This is a genomic window from Tessaracoccus luoxuelianae, from assembly GCF_054483915.1.
Genome location: NZ_CM137013.1, coordinates 3,319,852 through 3,335,901, shown reverse-complemented (window position 1 = coordinate 3,335,901; position 16,050 = coordinate 3,319,852). Strand labels below are relative to the sequence as shown.

At 64.7% G+C, this 16,050-nt stretch carries 12 protein-coding genes; 5 read left to right on the top strand and 7 right to left on the bottom strand.

Going from position 1 to position 16,050, the window contains the following annotated elements; genetic code table 11:
- The first annotated feature begins 109 nt into the window (after nt 1-109).
- Nucleotides 110-1,891 carry a glycosyltransferase 61 family protein gene (locus tag ACX1D1_RS15415; protein ID WP_459055311.1) on the top strand — a complete coding sequence of 594 codons (1,782 nt, stop codon included), beginning with the start codon at nt 110-112 and terminating at the stop codon, nt 1,889-1,891.
- Here ACX1D1_RS15415 and rfbD read toward each other — a convergent pair whose 3' ends face one another.
- The 4 genes from rfbD to ACX1D1_RS15395 form a co-directional block, all read right to left on the bottom strand.
- Nucleotides 1,892-3,325: a dTDP-4-dehydrorhamnose reductase gene (gene rfbD, locus ACX1D1_RS15410; RefSeq protein WP_459055309.1), complete on the bottom strand. Its 1,434-nt coding sequence runs from the start codon at nt 3,323-3,325 to the stop codon at nt 1,892-1,894.
- 2 nt (nt 3,326-3,327) lie between these two features.
- Nucleotides 3,328-4,326: a dTDP-glucose 4,6-dehydratase gene (gene rfbB, locus ACX1D1_RS15405; RefSeq protein WP_459055307.1), complete on the bottom strand. Its 999-nt coding sequence runs from the start codon at nt 4,324-4,326 to the stop codon at nt 3,328-3,330.
- Nucleotides 4,326-5,195, bottom strand: a complete 870-nt coding sequence (gene rfbA, locus ACX1D1_RS15400) for a glucose-1-phosphate thymidylyltransferase RfbA (protein ID WP_459055306.1) — start codon at nt 5,193-5,195, stop codon at nt 4,326-4,328. Before rfbA ends, rfbB begins: the two co-directional genes overlap by 1 nt.
- 110 nt (nt 5,196-5,305) lie before the next feature.
- Nucleotides 5,306-6,469 carry a nucleotide sugar dehydrogenase gene (locus ACX1D1_RS15395; protein ID WP_459055305.1) on the bottom strand — a complete coding sequence of 388 codons (1,164 nt, stop codon included), beginning with the start codon at nt 6,467-6,469 and terminating at the stop codon, nt 5,306-5,308.
- Between the two features lie 171 nt (nt 6,470-6,640).
- Here ACX1D1_RS15395 and ACX1D1_RS15390 point away from each other — a divergent pair, with 171 nt between their 5' ends.
- Together ACX1D1_RS15390 and ACX1D1_RS15385 are read left to right on the top strand one after the other, a co-directional pair.
- Nucleotides 6,641-7,486: an ABC transporter permease gene (locus tag ACX1D1_RS15390; RefSeq protein ID WP_459055303.1), complete on the top strand. Its 846-nt coding sequence runs from the start codon at nt 6,641-6,643 to the stop codon at nt 7,484-7,486.
- Nucleotides 7,473-8,237: an ABC transporter ATP-binding protein gene (locus ACX1D1_RS15385; RefSeq protein ID WP_459055301.1), complete on the top strand. Its 765-nt coding sequence runs from the start codon at nt 7,473-7,475 to the stop codon at nt 8,235-8,237. The genes ACX1D1_RS15390 and ACX1D1_RS15385 overlap by 14 nt, the downstream gene beginning before the upstream one ends.
- A gap of 37 nt (nt 8,238-8,274) precedes the next feature.
- Here the strand turns inward: ACX1D1_RS15385 and ACX1D1_RS15380 are convergent, their stop codons facing one another.
- Complete coding sequence (locus tag ACX1D1_RS15380) at nt 8,275-9,141, bottom strand: glycosyltransferase family 2 protein (protein ID WP_459055300.1); 867 nt, start codon at nt 9,139-9,141, stop codon at nt 8,275-8,277.
- A complete protein-coding gene (locus ACX1D1_RS15375) occupies nt 9,138-10,037 on the bottom strand; it encodes a glycosyltransferase (protein WP_459055299.1) in 900 nt (299 codons plus the stop codon). The genes ACX1D1_RS15380 and ACX1D1_RS15375 overlap by 4 nt, the downstream gene beginning before the upstream one ends.
- Before the next feature lie 110 nt (nt 10,038-10,147).
- On the opposite strand from ACX1D1_RS15375, the gene ACX1D1_RS15370 reads away from it, so the two are divergent.
- Both ACX1D1_RS15370 and ACX1D1_RS15365 read left to right on the top strand, forming a co-directional pair.
- Nucleotides 10,148-11,293 (top strand): UDP-galactopyranose/dTDP-fucopyranose mutase family protein, encoded by a 1,146-nt coding sequence (locus tag ACX1D1_RS15370; protein WP_459055298.1) that lies wholly within the window; start codon nt 10,148-10,150, stop codon nt 11,291-11,293.
- Nucleotides 11,294-11,508: 215 nt separating this feature from the next.
- Nucleotides 11,509-13,983 (top strand): CotH kinase family protein, encoded by a 2,475-nt coding sequence (locus ACX1D1_RS15365; protein WP_459055297.1) that lies wholly within the window; start codon nt 11,509-11,511, stop codon nt 13,981-13,983.
- Nucleotides 13,984-14,258: 275 nt separating this feature from the next.
- On the opposite strand, the gene ACX1D1_RS15360 is transcribed toward ACX1D1_RS15365, so the two are convergent.
- On the bottom strand, nt 14,259-15,335 hold the full coding sequence (locus ACX1D1_RS15360) for a polysaccharide pyruvyl transferase family protein (protein ID WP_459056601.1): 1,077 nt from the start codon (nt 15,333-15,335) through the stop codon (nt 14,259-14,261).
- Nucleotides 15,336-16,050 lie beyond the last annotated feature (715 nt).

Sequence of the window (16,050 nt, the reverse complement as noted above, 5' to 3'; positions counted from 1 at the left end):
CGACGACGCGCCCTCGGACCGGCCTAGCAGCGCGCGTGGCAGGCCTGGCCCCCGGTATGCTCGGGGTGAGCCGGGGCGAAGCCGGCCGCGCCCCATGGAGAGTGCACGGATGATCAACCTGAACCGCCCTTTGTCGTCCCGGACCGTGGCCGACGCCACTGTCTATCCGACGATGCGGCAACCGGATCGCCCCAACCAGTTGCTCATGGGTGTGTTCGACTCGAAGGGCACGTATCTGCCGGACTCCGGGCTGGACAGGCGGTCAGGTGAGATCGGCGCCGAGGTTCCGCGCGACCTGTATGACGAGCAGGAGCCCGCAGTTTTCCCCGAGGCCATCTACTGCGGCGTCCTGTACTTCCATTTTGGGCACTTCCTCCTGGAGAGCATCGCCAGGCTCTGGTACGCGCAACAGCAGCCCGAGTTGCCCCTCGTCTGGGCCGGCGCCCGCAACTGGTACAAGGGGGCGGACGGCGGGTCCGCGAACACGGACCCGCGGTTGCCGAAGGACTGGACGCAGCATTCGGAGCTTCTGGGGTGGCAGCGAGAGATGCTCGACATCCTGGGTGTGACGAACCCGGTGGCCATCGTGACCCGCCCGGCCAGCGTCGGTGAGCTCCACATGCCAGATATTGGATACCGCTACGACGATCAGTTCCATCCGGACCACGCCGCGTTCCTGGCGAGCTACCACGGGCCTGAGCAGGACCCCGAATCCCGTCTGTGGCTCTCCCGGAGCGGGATCGGCACGGCGGTCCGCGACCTCAACGCACCGGCCATCGAGCGGCGGCTCACCCGCGCCGGCTGGGACATCCGATTCCCCGAGCGGCAGACGCTGCGCGAGCAGCTCGACCAGATGGCGCGCGCATCGGTGATCGCCGGCGAAGAGGGATCGGCGTTCCACCTTCTGATGCTTCTCGACGACATCTCCACCAAGCGGTTCGAGATCGTCCGCAGGCTCGGTACTGAACATCGCAACATGCGCACGGTCGGCGAAGCCTGTGGGGTCAACCAGCGTTTCACCACCCTCAAGTGCGAACGGGTCCTCCAGGCGCGGGGCCGCTACGTCACCAAGGTGTCGGAGGGTGCCGCCGAGACGCTCGACCTGCTCGACGTACCGATCGAGACCCCGCCTGATCCCACAGCCTCGGCCTTGCTGGCCGCTTCGTTGTTCACTGCGCTGCGCAAAGCAGATTCGACGATTGAGCATGTCCTGGCCCTCGGCGTAGCCGACGCAAGGCCCCTCGCGGGCACCGGTGCGAAGAGAGTCACGGTCGTCAGCGAGGCGCTTGAGGTCGATCCACGGCTGCCGGAGCTCCGGACGGCCTCCATCTTCGAGATGCCGGCGGCGCTCTACTTCTCGGCGTTCCCGGATGCGACGCCGTACGACGTGATCATCATCGACAGCACAGACCCGGAGGCAGCTCTGGGTGCCATGCACGCGGGCGTCGGTGCGGGGGGGCCCAACGTGGTCTGGCTGCTCGTCGGCTCGTCCAACGACGGCCTTGCAGGCGTGTGGAAGGCTGCGGCCAGGGTGATGGACAGTTTCCCGGGCATTGACGCGCGCACGGTCGTCACCGGTGATGACCAGCCTGCGGCTGCGCTGCTGTGGTACAGCCCCCGCGGGGAACCGATGTCGTTGCTCGGACCATCCCCGGACGAGGTCCGCGCGCCTTCGGATGAGATCTCTTCGGCGCTGCACCCGACAGCAGACATCGCTTCAGCGGTCGCGGCGGTCACCGCCACCCGGCGCGAACGCCCCGTGCAGGCAGTCGACCCCGGTCCAGCGGCAGCCGAACCTAAGCCCAAGGCAGAGCCAGCGGCGGCCCGGACCGCAGCGGCACCCCAGCAGCGATCGTTGTACAGGCGACTGCGCTCCCGCCTGAAGGGGTGATCAGTTCTCGGAGTGGTCCCGCTGCTCGGCAAGATAGCGGGCCAGCGACTCACGCCACCCAGGCGGCGTGAATCCCGCCGCCTCGATCCGGGCGAGGTCCAGGACACTGTGCGCGGGGCGGGGTGCGGAGATGCGCCCGAGTCCCGCTTCGTACTCGGCCGTCGACACGTCCGTCACCCGGAGCGGGTCGTGGCCCTCCAATTCGAATACCGCCCGCGCCACCTCCGCCCAGGACGCCGGCTCGCCTCCGCCGGTGAGATTGTAGGTGCCGTAAGGGGCCCCCGACCTTACGAGGTGGAGGATCCCGGCGGCGAGATCCTCGGTGAATGTGAGCCGCCCGATCTGGTCGTCCACCACCGACGGTGCGACACCGCGCGCGGCAAGGCCTGCCATGGTGGTCACGAAGTTACGACCCTCGCCGATCACCCAGCTGGTCCTGACCACGTAGTGCCGCGGCGCGGTGCCGACCACCAGGTCTCCCGCGGCCTTGCTCTGGCCGTAGACGCCGAGAGGCGCGAAGTGGTCGTCCTCGAGATACGGGCGGGTGGATGTGCCGTCGAACACGTAGTCGGTGGAAACGTGGACCAGCGTGATGCCGTGTTCCGCCGCAGCTTGGGCCAGTCCCTTGGGGCCGAGAGCGTTGATGGCCCAGGCCGTGGCGCGGCCCTCGGGGCCCTCGGCCACGTCGACTGCGGTGTAGGCAGCCGCGTTGATCACCAGGTCGTAGTCACGCCAGGGCCATGCCTGGATCGCCGCAGGCGAGGAGATGTCCAGCTCGTCGCGGTCCACGAGGACGACGTGGCCGTGACCCTCGAGAGCTTTGGCGAGCGCACGACCGAGCTGGCCCTGCGCGCCGACGATGAGTGTGCGTGGCGGCGGCACCGGGGTCACGTCTGCCAGGCGAGGGTGAGCGCGGTCCTTAGCGGACATCTCCGCCTGGTCCAGCGGGATGGGCCAGGCGATGGCCACGGTCTCGTCCGCGAGGTTGAGGAAGCAGTACTCGGCGTCGGAGGACCAGTGGTCGTTGACGAGGTAGCTGTACGCGGTGTCGGGCTCGAGCGTCTGGAACGCGTTGCCGACGCCTCGCGGCACGAACACCGCTGTCCCCGGGTCCAGAACCGCCGTGACGACGGTGCCGAAGCCCGGCCCCTCCCGCAGGTCGACCCATGCGCCGAAGATCCGGCCAGTGGCGAGGGAGATCCACTTGTCCCATGGCTCCGCGTGGATGCCCCGGGTCGTGCCGACCGAAGCGTTGAACGACACGTTGTTCTGGACGGGCCCAAAGTCGGGAAGCCCCAACTCGGTCATCTTCGCGCGCTGCCAGCTCTCCTTGAACCAACCCCGACTGTCCCCGTGGAGGGGGATGTTCCACAATGAAAGGCCGGGGATCGCCGTCGTGGTCCGGCCGAGCTTGTTCGCGCCGTCCGCCGCCATGATCACTGTCCCTTCGCCGCGTAGGCGGCCTCGGTCGCGTCCTTCGCCGGAGCCCACCAGTCCTCATGATCGCGGTACCAGTCCACTGTGTCGCGCAAGCCTGCCTCGAGGTCACCGAAGCGTGGCTCCCAGCCGAGCTCAGTGCGCAGTTTGGTGGCGTCGATCGCGTACCTCATGTCGTGCCCGGGGCGGTCCGCGACGTGGTCGAAATCGTCCTCCGCGCGGTCCATGAGGCGGAGCAGTAGGCGGACCACATCGAGGTTGCTCATCTCGCCGTCGGCGCCGATGAGATAGGTCTCGCCGATCTGGCCCGCGTCGAGGATCCGCAGAACCGCGGCCGAGTGGTCCTCGGCGTGGATCCAGTCGCGGACGTTGGTGCCGGACCCGTAGAGGCGTGGCCGCACGCCGCGCAGCAGGTTCGTGATCTGCCGCGGGATGAACTTCTCGATGTGCTGGTAGGGGCCGTAGTTGTTCGAGCAGTTCGAGATGGTGGCCTCGACGCCGAACGAGCGGACCCATGCGCGCACCAGCAGGTCGCTTGAGGCCTTCGTCGAGGAGTACGGCGACGAAGGCCGGTAGGGCGTCGACTCGGTGAACTTCGCGGGATCGTCGAGCTCGAGGTCACCGTAGACCTCGTCTGTCGAGATGTGGTGATACCGCACGCGGTGTCGTCGCACAGCCTCGAGCAGGGTGAAGGTGCCGACGATGTTGGTCTGCACGAAGGGTGCGGGGTTGCTCAGCGAGTTGTCGTTGTGTGACTCCGCGGCGTAGTGGACCACCGCGTCTGCCGCCGCGACGAGGCCGTCGACGAGCTCCGGATCGTCGATGGACCCGTGCACGAAAGCCAAGCGGTCAGCGGGGATCCCGTCGAGCGACCTCAGGTTTCCGGCGTAGGTGAGCGCGTCCAGGACCGTCACGGAGTGGGCGGTGGTGTTGACGACGTGGTGGACGAAGTTGGAGCCGATGAAGCCTGCCCCTCCGGTGACGAGGAGATGCGCCATCAGCGCTCCTGTTCAAGTAGTCCGAGAAGGTACGCCCCGTACCCGGATTTCATCAGAGGCTCCGCTCGGGCGGCGAGATCCTCATTCGAGAGGAAGCCCCGGCGCCAGGCCACCTCCTCGGGAACTCCGATGTTGAGCCCAGTCCGCTTCTCGACGGTTCGCACGTATTCGGTGGCGTCCGAGAGCTGATCGAAGTTTCCTGTGTCCAGCCAGGCCGTCCCACGCGGAAGGACCTGCACGCGGAGAGTGCCGCGCTGGAAGTACTCGCGGTTGACGTCGGTGATCTCGAACTCGCCGCGTGCGCTGGGCTTCAGCCCGGCCGCGATGCTCACCACGTCGTTGTCGTAGAAGTAGAGCCCGGGGATCGCGTAGGAGCTGCGCGGCTTGGCTGGCTTCTCCTCCAACGACAACACGCGGCCGTCCGCGTCGAACTCGACGACGCCATAGTCCTGTGGGTTGTTCACCCGGTATGCGAAAACCGCGGCACCGTCGACGTCGGTGAAGCGCGAGAGGCGAGTGCCAAGCCCCGGCCCGTACAGAAGGTTGTCGCCCAGTACCAATGCCACCTTGTCCGCGCCGATGAAGTCGGCGCCGATCACGAAGGCCTGCGCCAGGCCGTTGGGGGACGGCTGCTGAGCATGGGTGATGGAGATCCCGAACTGCGAACCGTCCCCGAGTAGCCGTTCGAACGCCGGGGCGTCGTGCGGCGTCGTGATGACGAGGACGTCGCGGATGCCTGCCAGCATGAGGGTGGACAACGGGTAGTAGACCATCGGCTTGTCGTAGACCGGAAGCAGTTGCTTCGACGTCCCGAGGGTGATCGGATGCAGCCGGGTACCGGATCCCCCCGCCAGGATGATGCCCTTCATCGTCTTCCCCTCCTACGGCGAGCCGCGAACAGCGGCCCGCGCCTCTCGTCCTGTGAAATCAGGGCCAGCCTAGCGTCAGAAGCCAGGTGGCCACGCCGGAGAGCGGCAGGTCAGTTGGCGTGGAAGACGTCGCGGGAGTAGACGCGGTCGGCCACGTCGTCGAGCTCATCGGACCAACGATTCGCGATGATGAGATCGGCGCGGTTCTTGAAGTCGGCCAGATCGTGCGTGACCTCGCAGTGAGCGTAGGTGGGTGCCGCGATCATGGGCTCGTAGATGATCACGGTGGCACCCTCAGCCCGGAGCCGCTTGATGACGCCTTGGACTGACGACTCCCGGATGTTGTCCGAGTCCGTCTTCATCGTGAGGCGGTGGACGCCGACCACCTGCGGGTTCCTGGCGAGGATGTCCGCGGCGATGACATCCTGGCGCGTCTGGTTGGAGTCGACGACCGCGCGGATGAGGTTCTGTGGCACATCGCGGTAGTTGGCGAGCAGCTGCTGGCTGTCCTTGGGGAGGCAGTAGCCGCCGTAGCCAAAGCTGGGATTGTTGTAGAAGCTGCCGATCCGTGGGTCCATGCAGACGCCCTCAAGGAGCATCCGGGTGTCCAGCGCATGCTGCATCGCGAAGCTGTCGAGCTCGTTGAAGTACGCGACGCGCAGAGCCAGGAAGGTGTTCGCGAACAGCTTGATGGCCTCGGCCTCGGTGGAGTGCGTGATGAGGACGGGGGCCGGCCCGTGCGCCGCCTCCTGGAGTGCGCGGGCGAACTCCTCGGCCTCTTCCCCGGGGTCACTCACCACGATGCGGGAGGGGTGGAGGTTGTCGTGGAGTGCGCGCCCCTCTCGCAGGAACTCGGGCGAGAACAGGATCCGCAGGCCCTCATAGCGCTGGCGAACACGCGCCGTGTAGCCCACCGGAACCGTGGACTTGATGACCACCGTCGAGTCGGGGGCAAGGGCCTCGATCTGGTCGAGGACGCTCTCGATCGAGGACGTGTCGAATTCGTTCTGGGTGGGGTCGTAGTTCGTGGGAGTGGCGATGACGATAAACCGGGACGTCGGGAACGCGTCCCTGGGGTCTGTGGTGGCGCGGAGGTTGAGTTCTTCCTCAGCGAAGAAGCGTTCGATCTCGGCGTCTGCGATCGGGCTGCGCCGGTCGTTCACGTCCGCGACGCGCCCCTCGTTGATGTCCAGGGCCACCACTTCGTGTTGCTGCGCCAGCAGGGTTGCGCTGGCGAGTCCGACATAGCCGAGTCCTGCGACACAGATCCTCACTACTCCACCCCTTTCGTCGACGGGCGCTACACCCGCGCCGACGTTACCACGGGGCCCCTTCGCCCCTCTGCCGCGAAGGCGCGTCTCTACGAACCTCGTCCGACGCATGGGTACACGGGCGCGGCGAGTACACTGCTCTAGTTCTGAGACCGCTGACGAAAGGCGCGCGCTGTGGCATTGGCACCTGTGGCCGAGGCGTGGGACCTGCCCCGTGTCGGGGCGCGACCCCATTTCGGCGCCTACGTGGCCGAGGTGTGGCGTCGGCGCCACTTCATCGGCACCATGGCCCGGTACCGCATGCGGGCGGGGGTAGAGGCCAATCGGCTCGGCATGGCGTGGATCGTCCTGCGGCCGCTAATCAACGCCGGCATCTACGGCGTGATCTTCGGGCTGCTGCAGGGTGGAAACCGTCCTGACGACTTCCCAGCGTTCGTCGTGATCGGTGTCTTCTTCTTCGAGTTCTTCCAAGGCTGCTTCAATGACGGCTCCAAGGCCATCAGCAACAACAGGAGCCTGGTCCAGTCATTGTCTTTTCCGCGGATGACCCTGCCGCTGGCGTTGGCCGTCGAGCGGTTGCTGCAGTTCTTCGTCATGGTGGTCGTGATGCTTCTGATGCTCGTCCTCCTCGGGCACGCGCCAAGCCTGAGTTGGTTTGCAGTGATTCCGCTCATAGCGCTCTTCACCCTCTTCAACACGGGCGTGGCGTTCATCACCGCCCGGTTGACGGTGCACGTGTCAGATCTCACCCAGCTGCTCCCGTTCGTCAGCCGCATCATGTTCTACACCTCGGGGGTCCTCTTCGGGGTGAGCACGATCCTCAAGGACCACCCCGGCGTGCTCGTGCTGTATGACTACTTCCCCCTCTATCAGGTGCTTGAGATGGCCCGGCACCACCTGATCGGGGCCGAGATGTATCCCATGCGTTACTGGTGGCTGCTGACCGCCAGTTCCCTTCTGACCTTCGTCGGCGGTGCGCTGTTCTTCTGGCAGGCGGAGGAGCGATATGGCCGAGACTGAGCTTCCGGTCCCCCCGAACGGGCCCGTGCCGGTCGTCGTCGTCGACGACCTCCACGTCAAGTACCGCGTGTTCGCATCAGGCAAGGCGGCTGGCAACGCGCGCAGCGGCGTGCTGAACCTAACCCGGGGCATCCGTGAGGTGCACGCGCTCAAGGGCGTGTCCTTCGTCGCCTACGAGAACGAGTCCATCGGCGTCATCGGCTCGAACGGTTCAGGCAAGTCGACACTGATGCGGGCGTTGACCGGGCTCACACCGCCCTCCGGAGGTGCCGTGTACGCGCGCTCTCGTCCCAGCCTTCTCGGCGTGGGGGCTGCGCTGCTCCCGAACCTGTCCGGATCACGAAACATCATTCTGGGCGGGCTGGCAATGGGTTTCAGTCGCGAGGAGGTCGCCGAGCTGAGTGACCACATCGCAGAGTTCGCCGACCTCGGAGACTCCATCGACCTGCCCATGCGCACCTACTCCTCGGGTATGGAAGCGCGGCTCAAGTTCTCCATTGCCGCGGCGCGCAGCCACGACATCCTGATCATCGACGAGGCGCTTGCGGTCGGGGACAAGAAGTTCCGCCAACGCTCTGAGGCTCGCATCCGGGAGCTGGCCAAAGAGGCGGGGACCATCTTCCTCGTCTCCCACTCGATGGGGTCCATCCGCAGCACCTGCAAACGGACGATCTGGCTCAACAAGGGCGTCCTGGAAATGGACGGTCCCACAGACGAAGTGGTGAAAGCCTACGAGGCGTGGCGGTCCTGACAGCCGGCAGCTCGGGGCCGCCCCTAGGCCAGGTGCCTCACCAGAGCGGCGGTCGTCCGAGCCTCGTCATGTGCCAGACGGTCCCCCACGAGATGGGGTGTCGTTCGCCCGGCAGTTCCGAGGTGAGGCCATCCCTCAGGCCCCGGAGCCACACCTTCAGAAACTCGACGCGCCGGACCCGCACCACAGTGGCCGCCGCCCAGACCCCCAGGTAGAGCGGGATCAGCAGGGCGGGCAGGTTGCGGCGCGCCACCCATGCTCGATTGCGTGCGGTGGTGAAGAAGAAGTGCCCGTGCCTCGACGGGGGTGTGGCCGGATGGTAGACCACCAGCGTCGGTTCGTACCTGATACGCCAGCCGCGGTCGAGCAGCCTCATGGCCAGGTCCACACCCTCGTGCCCGAAGAAGAACTCGCCCGCCCAGCCGCCGGCCTCTTCGAAGGCGCTTCGCCGGATCATCGCCATCGCCTCCCAGAACACCACCGCATCACCGCCGCGTGCGGCTGCCGAAGGACGTAGCCAGGGAGACCAGCGGCGGGGGCTGGGTCGGCCCGTAGGATCGACGCCCCTCGGCTGCACCACAGCCACGTCCGGCTGGGCCTCCAAAACTGCGGCCATCCGTTGCACGACGTCCGGAGAGGCCAACTCGCCGTCGTCGTCGTAGAAGAGGATGTACTCTCCGTCGACGAGCGAGGCCCCTAGATTGCGCCCGGCGGGGCAGCCGATGTTCTCTGGCGAATGGTGGGTGCGAACCCAGGACGGGACGCCCTCGGGCACCCAGCCGTTCCCCACGAGCAAGACGTCCATATCGACGCCGGTCTGGCGCTCCAGTGCTGCGAGGGAACGTGCGAGTTCCTCAGGGCGGTTGCCCATGCTCAGGAGAACGACCCCGATCTGCGGGCTCACGCGGCTCCTCGAACGGCGCGCCACAGCGACCGCGCAACCCACGACGCCTGGACGCCGGCGGTGCGCACATCGCCTGCGAAGAGCCGGCGCCGCGCCTGCCGGAGCGCGTAGACCGAGCCAAGCGCTGCGGCTCGGCGTCTGAGCCGCGGCCGTCCCGCCTCAGGGACGTATGTCAGCACGTGTTCGAGCGCCGCGTAGCGCTCGGACATGTTGGCTCCTGTCTGGAGCCGCTTGCTGGTGTCGTTGGCACCGTGGACACGGTATTGGGCGAGGACGCGGTCGATGAAGTACACCCGACCGTGTGTGGCTGCCCGGGCCCACATGTCCCAGTCCGCGGCATGCGGGAGCGATGGGTCGAATGTGCCGACTGCCGCATAGGTCTCAGCCGAGATGACGATAGATGGGGCAGCTACACGGTTGGCGCTCGCCATCGTCTCCAGCGCGTCGGGCCACACCCCTCCACCGGGTACGTAGCTGCGCGTGAGCGCCAGCGGGGCGCCGTCCGCGTCGATGTGCTGGGTGCGGCAGAATGCGGCGGCGACGCCGGGGGTCTCAAAGGCCGCGTCCATAGCGGCGTAGAACCCTGGGAGCACGAGATCGTCGCCATGGAGGAGGTGGATCAGGTCACCTTGAGCGAGCGAGAGGCAGTGGTTGAAGTTGGGAACTGCACCCAGCGCCCGCTCGTTGCGCACAATCGTGACGCGGTCACCTCCGACCCGGGCCACGACGTCCTCGGGATGGTCCGACGACCCGTCGTCGACGACGATGATCTCGGCGTCCGAGCGTTGCCCGAGTTGCCCCATCACGCTCTCCAGGCAAGGCTCCAGGTAGCCCGCGCAATTGTGTGCCGGGATGACCACGCTCCACCGGGGGCGCGACGACTCTTCTCTGTTCACCGGCCTCAGTCTAGGCGGAGGCGCGAGTTGACACGGCTCCAATTCGGGGTGGCCCAGAAGGAACTCTGTGTAGGGTGGTCCTGACGTACCACCGCACGAAGGAGACGTGGATGCAGATCGGTATCGCTGGAGCAGGGTTTTCGGGGGCCGTCATAGCCCGTCGGCTCGCTGAGCAGGGCCACCGGGTCGCGGTCTTCGAACAGCGCAACCACGTAGCGGGGAACTGCCACACCGAGCGGGACGAGGACACGGGCGTCCTCATCCACCGATACGGGCCCCACATCTTCCACACCGGCAACGAGCGCGTCTGGGAGTACATCAACAGGTTCGGCGAGATGGTGCCCTTCAACCACCGCGTCCGGACCACCGTCGGTGGCAAGGTCTATCTGCTTCCCGTTAACCTCCTGACGATCAACCAGCTCTTCGAGACGGCGATGAGCCCCGATGAGGCCCGTGAGTTCATCCTGGCCCAGTCCGACCAAACGATCGGCGAGCCAGCGAACTTCGAGGAACAGGCGCTGAAGTTTGTGGGCCGGAGGATCTACGAGGCCTTCTTCTACGGCTACACCCGCAAGCAATGGGGCATGGAGCCCACTCAGCTTCCCGCCTCGATCCTCAAGCGGTTGCCGGTGCGGTTCTCGTACGAGGACTCGTACTTCAACCACCCGCACCAGGCAATGCCGCGCCACGGCTACACGGCAATCGTTGAGGCCATCCTCGACCACCCCGGCATCGAGGTCCATCTCAGCACGCCGTACTCGCCGGAGAAGCGGGCCGAGTTCGACCACTCGATCTGGACCGGTCCCTTGGACGCATGGTTCGGATACGACGGGGGGCGGCTTGGGTACCGGACCCTCGACTTCGAGGAGATCCGCGCCGAGGGTGACTTCCAGGGATGCTCGGTCATGAACTACGGGGACTACGAGGTGCCCTTCACCCGAATCGCGGAGCACAAACACTTCGCGCCGTGGGAGGAGCACGACAAGTCGGTTGCGTTCCGGGAGTTCAGCCGCCCGTGTGGGCCGGACGACATCCCGTACTACCCGATCCGTCTGACCGAGGACAAGGGACTCCTTCGTGAATACCTCGAGCGCGCTGGGGAGGCCAAGGACGTCACCTTCGTCGGTAGGCTGGGCACGTACCGTTACCTCGATATGGATGTCACCATCGCGGAGGCGCTGACGGCGGCCGACGAGATGATCGAGGCGCTCGACGCCGGGCAAGCTCTCAAGCCGTTCTACGTCCAACCGATGTAGTCGCTGAGCCGCCCACGCACGTACGGGTGGGCGGCCGCTTCCAGTACACCCACTCGGCTGCCCCTGGTTTCTCCTCCAAGTCGTCGGGATTGCGCTGCACTTGAAACGGTCGTGCGACTTGTGGTGGACCATTACAGCCTGAGCCCTGAAACTGAGGGCCGCGTATTTGCTCCTATTCCAACCGCGCCGAGCTAGTAGTGGGGCATGATGCCCCCATGCAGCGCAGCGTCTCCACGTTTCTCTCGCTCCTGAGTGGTGTGGCGGTCATAGCTTCTGGAGCACCCCTATCACTGGCAGACTCGGCCGTTCCCGAGCCGCCGACCTCAATCACCTCATCGTCGCCGGGCACCACAGAATCGACATCGGTCGAAGCGAGTTCAGAGCCCGCCGTCGGTGAGACCCTGGAGAGCGCCGGCACGCCGCAGGCCGAGGAGGAGCCAGCACCGACAACGTCGTCGGAACCGGCTGCCACCACGTCCACGGACCCCGTTGTTCCCCAGTCGACCGATCCAGTGGCGGAATCGGAGGAGCCAGGCAGCCCTGAACCAGCCGAGGGGGAGTCGAGCGCATCTTCGTCAGTCGAGCCGGCGCTGACGGCAGCTGCCGACCCGGCACTCATGGCAGTCTCTGACCTTCCAACCATGTTCATCGATCTGGCCGATGCGGAGGAAACCCGAAACACCCTGGACTTCGTTCATGCCGACAAGGACAACGAAGTCGCTTCCTTGGTCGATCTGGTGGATCCATCAGACGCCGCGAACGACCTGACGGCCTTGCCTGGCGTGTTTGAGGGCCGTGGCAACTTCACCTGGACTCTCGACAAGAAGCCCTACCAGATCAAGTTCAAGACCGCTCAAACCGTCTTGGGTATGCCATCCCACCGTACTTGGGTTCTCCTCGCGAACCACGCAGACCCTTCGCTGTTGCGCAATAGACTGGCCTACGACTTGGCTGCTGACTTCGGCCTTGCATACTCGCCGGAGACGCGCTTTGTCGATCTGGTCGTGGAAGGTGAGTACCTCGGAAACTACCTGCTCAGCGAGAAGACTGAGGTGGGGACGAATCGCGTCGAGCTCCAGACCAACGGCGGGATCTTGGCTGAACTGGACAACAACTACGGCACTGCCGAAGACACGTACTTTGCAGCCGACCAGACCGGCACTCTGTTCGTGCTCAAGGGAGCCGTGCTGGATGACGACATTCCTTTGAGTCCGGAACTCCAGGCAGAGTGGGACGATTTCAGACAGCTCATCAACGATTTCGAAGAACTGATCTATGCGGAGGATCAGAACTGGGAGGCGATTGCGTCGCTCATTGACGCTGAGTCGTTCCTGAAATACTACTTCGTTGTCGAGGTGGCTGAGAATCCCGATGTCAGGGCTTCCAGCGTGTACTTCTACCGCGACGGCCCGGGAGACGTTCTCCACGCCGGTCCGGTGTGGGACTTCGACATCGGACTGGGGAACTACCGCGAGGAGGCTCTCGGTGGCAACCCCGCTTCGGACTATGTGCAAAATGTTCGGTTCTACCGTCGTGGGGGGAATGACTGGTTCGCCCAACTCTTCAGGAACCCGGAGTTCTTCAAAGCTGCGTCACGGATTTACCAGGATGAACTGCAGGACGACATCCGCGCATCGCTTTCGGATATCGACCTGTGGGAGGCTGAAATCAAGGACTCCGCCCAGCGGAATTTCGACCTGTGGGATGATGTTTTAGGGCAGCAGTCTGTGTTGGGTACCAGAGGGCGCCTCATCTCTTCATCCTGGGAGTCGGAGGTCGCTTTCCTCGCTAACTGGGTAGGGAGCCGCATCGACCACCTTGACCGAACCTATGGCGAGGATCTTCCCATTGCACAGTATCCGGTGCATGTGTCGTCGGAGGGCTGGCAGCCTGCGGTGACGAACACGATGATTGCTGGTACCGCGACCCGGGTCCTTCCCATCGAGGCCGCGCGCTTCACGGTGACCAATACGCAGCTCTCCGGCGGAATCGCCGCGAACGCGCACATCCGCAACATCGGCTGGAGCGGGTGGGCCGGTCCAGGGGCCCTCGTGGGAACCACCGGGCGTTCCTTGACCATTGAGAGTCTCCAGCTGCGATTCACGGGGGACCTGGCCGCGAACTACGACCTCACGTATCGCGTAAAGGTGAGAAGCCTCGGTTGGCTTGGATGGGTGTCGAACGGTACCTCGGCCGGCACCACCGGTCGGTCGTTGCCCATCGAGGCTTTACAGCTTCGCATCACTAAGAAGAGCTCACCGGCTGCTGAACTCCCGTCGACGATCTACCGCGCCCACGTGCAGAGCATCGGGTGGATGTCCGACGTCGAGGACGGAGATGTCGCGGGAACCACCGGCCAATCGAAGCGGATGGAGGCGTTTAGGCTCCGAGTGGATACGGAAGGCCTTGATGGCGACATTCAGTACCGTGCGCATGTGCAGAACATCGGGTGGATGCCCTGGCAGAGCTCCTCGAACTACATCGGCACCGTGGGCCGAAGCCTCCGATTGGAGGCGCTCGAGATCAGGCTCACCGGTGAGCTTGCGCGGCGCTACTCCATCGCCTACAGGGCGCACGTCTCTGGGGTCGGGTGGCAGCCGTACAAGTATGATGGGGCGCTCGCCGGCACAACGGGACAGAGCCGTCGAGTTGAGGCGGTAACTGTTGAGTTGATCCCCAAGCGCACCTGAGGACAACGCTGAGCCCATGGCTTCGGAGGAGGATCATCTGCTGATCCCCCCGGGGCCAAGGCCTCAGTGCGTCGTCTGATCTGAGTTCCACACTGTGAAGGCAGAGGTTAATGATGAAGAATCATGCCATCCACAAGAAGGCCGCGGTCCGCGGTTAGCTCGCCGACGACGAGCGGATCGCAATGCACTGACGAATAGACCAGAACCGTAGCCATGGCTCAACGATGAGGCGCGAACATCCACGGATCTAGGATTCGAGCCATTGGCCTATTGAATCAGAATAGGCCCTTGAGCGCCATGCTCGCGAGTTTTCTCTTGCGCTCACGCAAAGCGCGGTCGTTGATTGGATTCGGTGATTGAGCGGCCCACTGAGCGAGGCGCTCAATCCGGTCGAAGGGCACGAAAGGCGAGCCCAAGCCGACTAGGGATCTATGCTTGACGTCGTAATACGCATCATCGGAAATAAACGCGCCATGCATCCCAAGGCGGGCGCCCACCAGATGCGGATGGAATCTCGATGTCAACATGAAATTGCGAGTGTGCGCCGGCGGATGTGCCAACAGTTGGTGTGTCGGGAGGACCTGAATGTACGGCCAGCGCCGGCCGATCCGACCGTAGGCGCTTGCATCCTCAAACAGGCAGAGCCAGAAATAGTGGCGGTCGAAGGCCCCTAGGAACTCGGAAGTCAGATGATCAATGAGCTGTTCTATATCTCGGCGGGAGTGCAAAGATAAGTGAAGTGCTGAGCCGCTTTGTGTTGTCGCCTCGACACGTGCGAGGAACGCGTCGTCAATCCCGTTGACGATCAATGCATCGCTCGTCCATGCAGTCAGATAGTCATAAGACCATTGGTCCCGTACCTCGAGCACGTCGAAGGCATCCACTGCGTCCTTGAACAGGGCTAGGCGTTCCGGTGGAGGGTCCGGAAGCGGTCCCCAGCCCAGGCCTGTTCCGATCGTCCGGCATCCCACGCGAGTCTTCGCTGCGTAAGCAAGGCCGACGAGAAAAGCATGCGTGGGCCACTTCTCGTTCAGGTATCCTCCGCCGTGAAGATGGAAGATGTCGGCAGTCAAGATCTCCTGCGAGAGCTGTGTCGAATCGTTCGTCGGATCCATCAGGAAGCGGAAGCCTGCCTCGAGGGAATCAAAGAATCCCCCCTGGCGGGCCAAGCGCTCCACTCGTACAGCTTCGCTGAACTGGGCCCAAGGCATGTACTCGGAAAACAACCCGCGAAGAGCCGGAACGCGAGCTCCCGAGACAGTCACTCGGCTGGCCCCTGCGGCTCGATACTCATGCAACCACGACTGGACGATCAGTTCGTCACCGTAGTTGGGGACTCCGGCGCCTCCCATGAGGAAGACGTCGGGACCGCCATTGACTCGAGCTCTCCGGATGTCGACTGCACGTCGGGCAAGACGTCGTGCTCGCTGAGTCCATCTGACGAGTGTCATGCCTGGTGATCCTACGCCGCCTGATGAGGTACGCGGTCGTTTCGGTTCCAGTGCGCCCCATCAAGGAGCACCGTGAGATGTGCTGTGGCTCTGAACTCAGGCCCAGCGATCGGTCAGATGAGTCATTATTCGGTGCGTTCAGCGCGGGGACAGGTGCCGCGATGTCTGACCGCATGGATGATGGCCATCAGGACATCCTCTTGTGGTCGCGGCAAACTCGCGGTCGTAGTCGGCCTCGAACGGATCGTCGACACGCCACTGGGGGCGTGTCCCCAAAGGCTTGGGGTTGAGTCGAACAGGCTGCCCTCGTGTCTCGTTGCGCGCTTCTTGATGATGCCCCCTGGGAGTTGATCGAGCCGCTGCTGCCGGCTCAGCATCCCAGGCGTGGACGGACAAGACGCCGAACCATCATCAGGTTACGGACGGGATCGATCACCGGCATCGATGAGGCCTGGCTAGGCGCGATCTTCACGCGTCCTTCGGGCCCTGACAGACCGTGTGGAAGCGTGCCCGCCGGGTTCAGCGGCGCCGGTGCCGGGGACGCCATCCTGGCTGCGCTGCCTGCGCAGGCTGAGGCAACGCAGGAGATCGACTGGAATGTAAGCGTTGCCTCCAC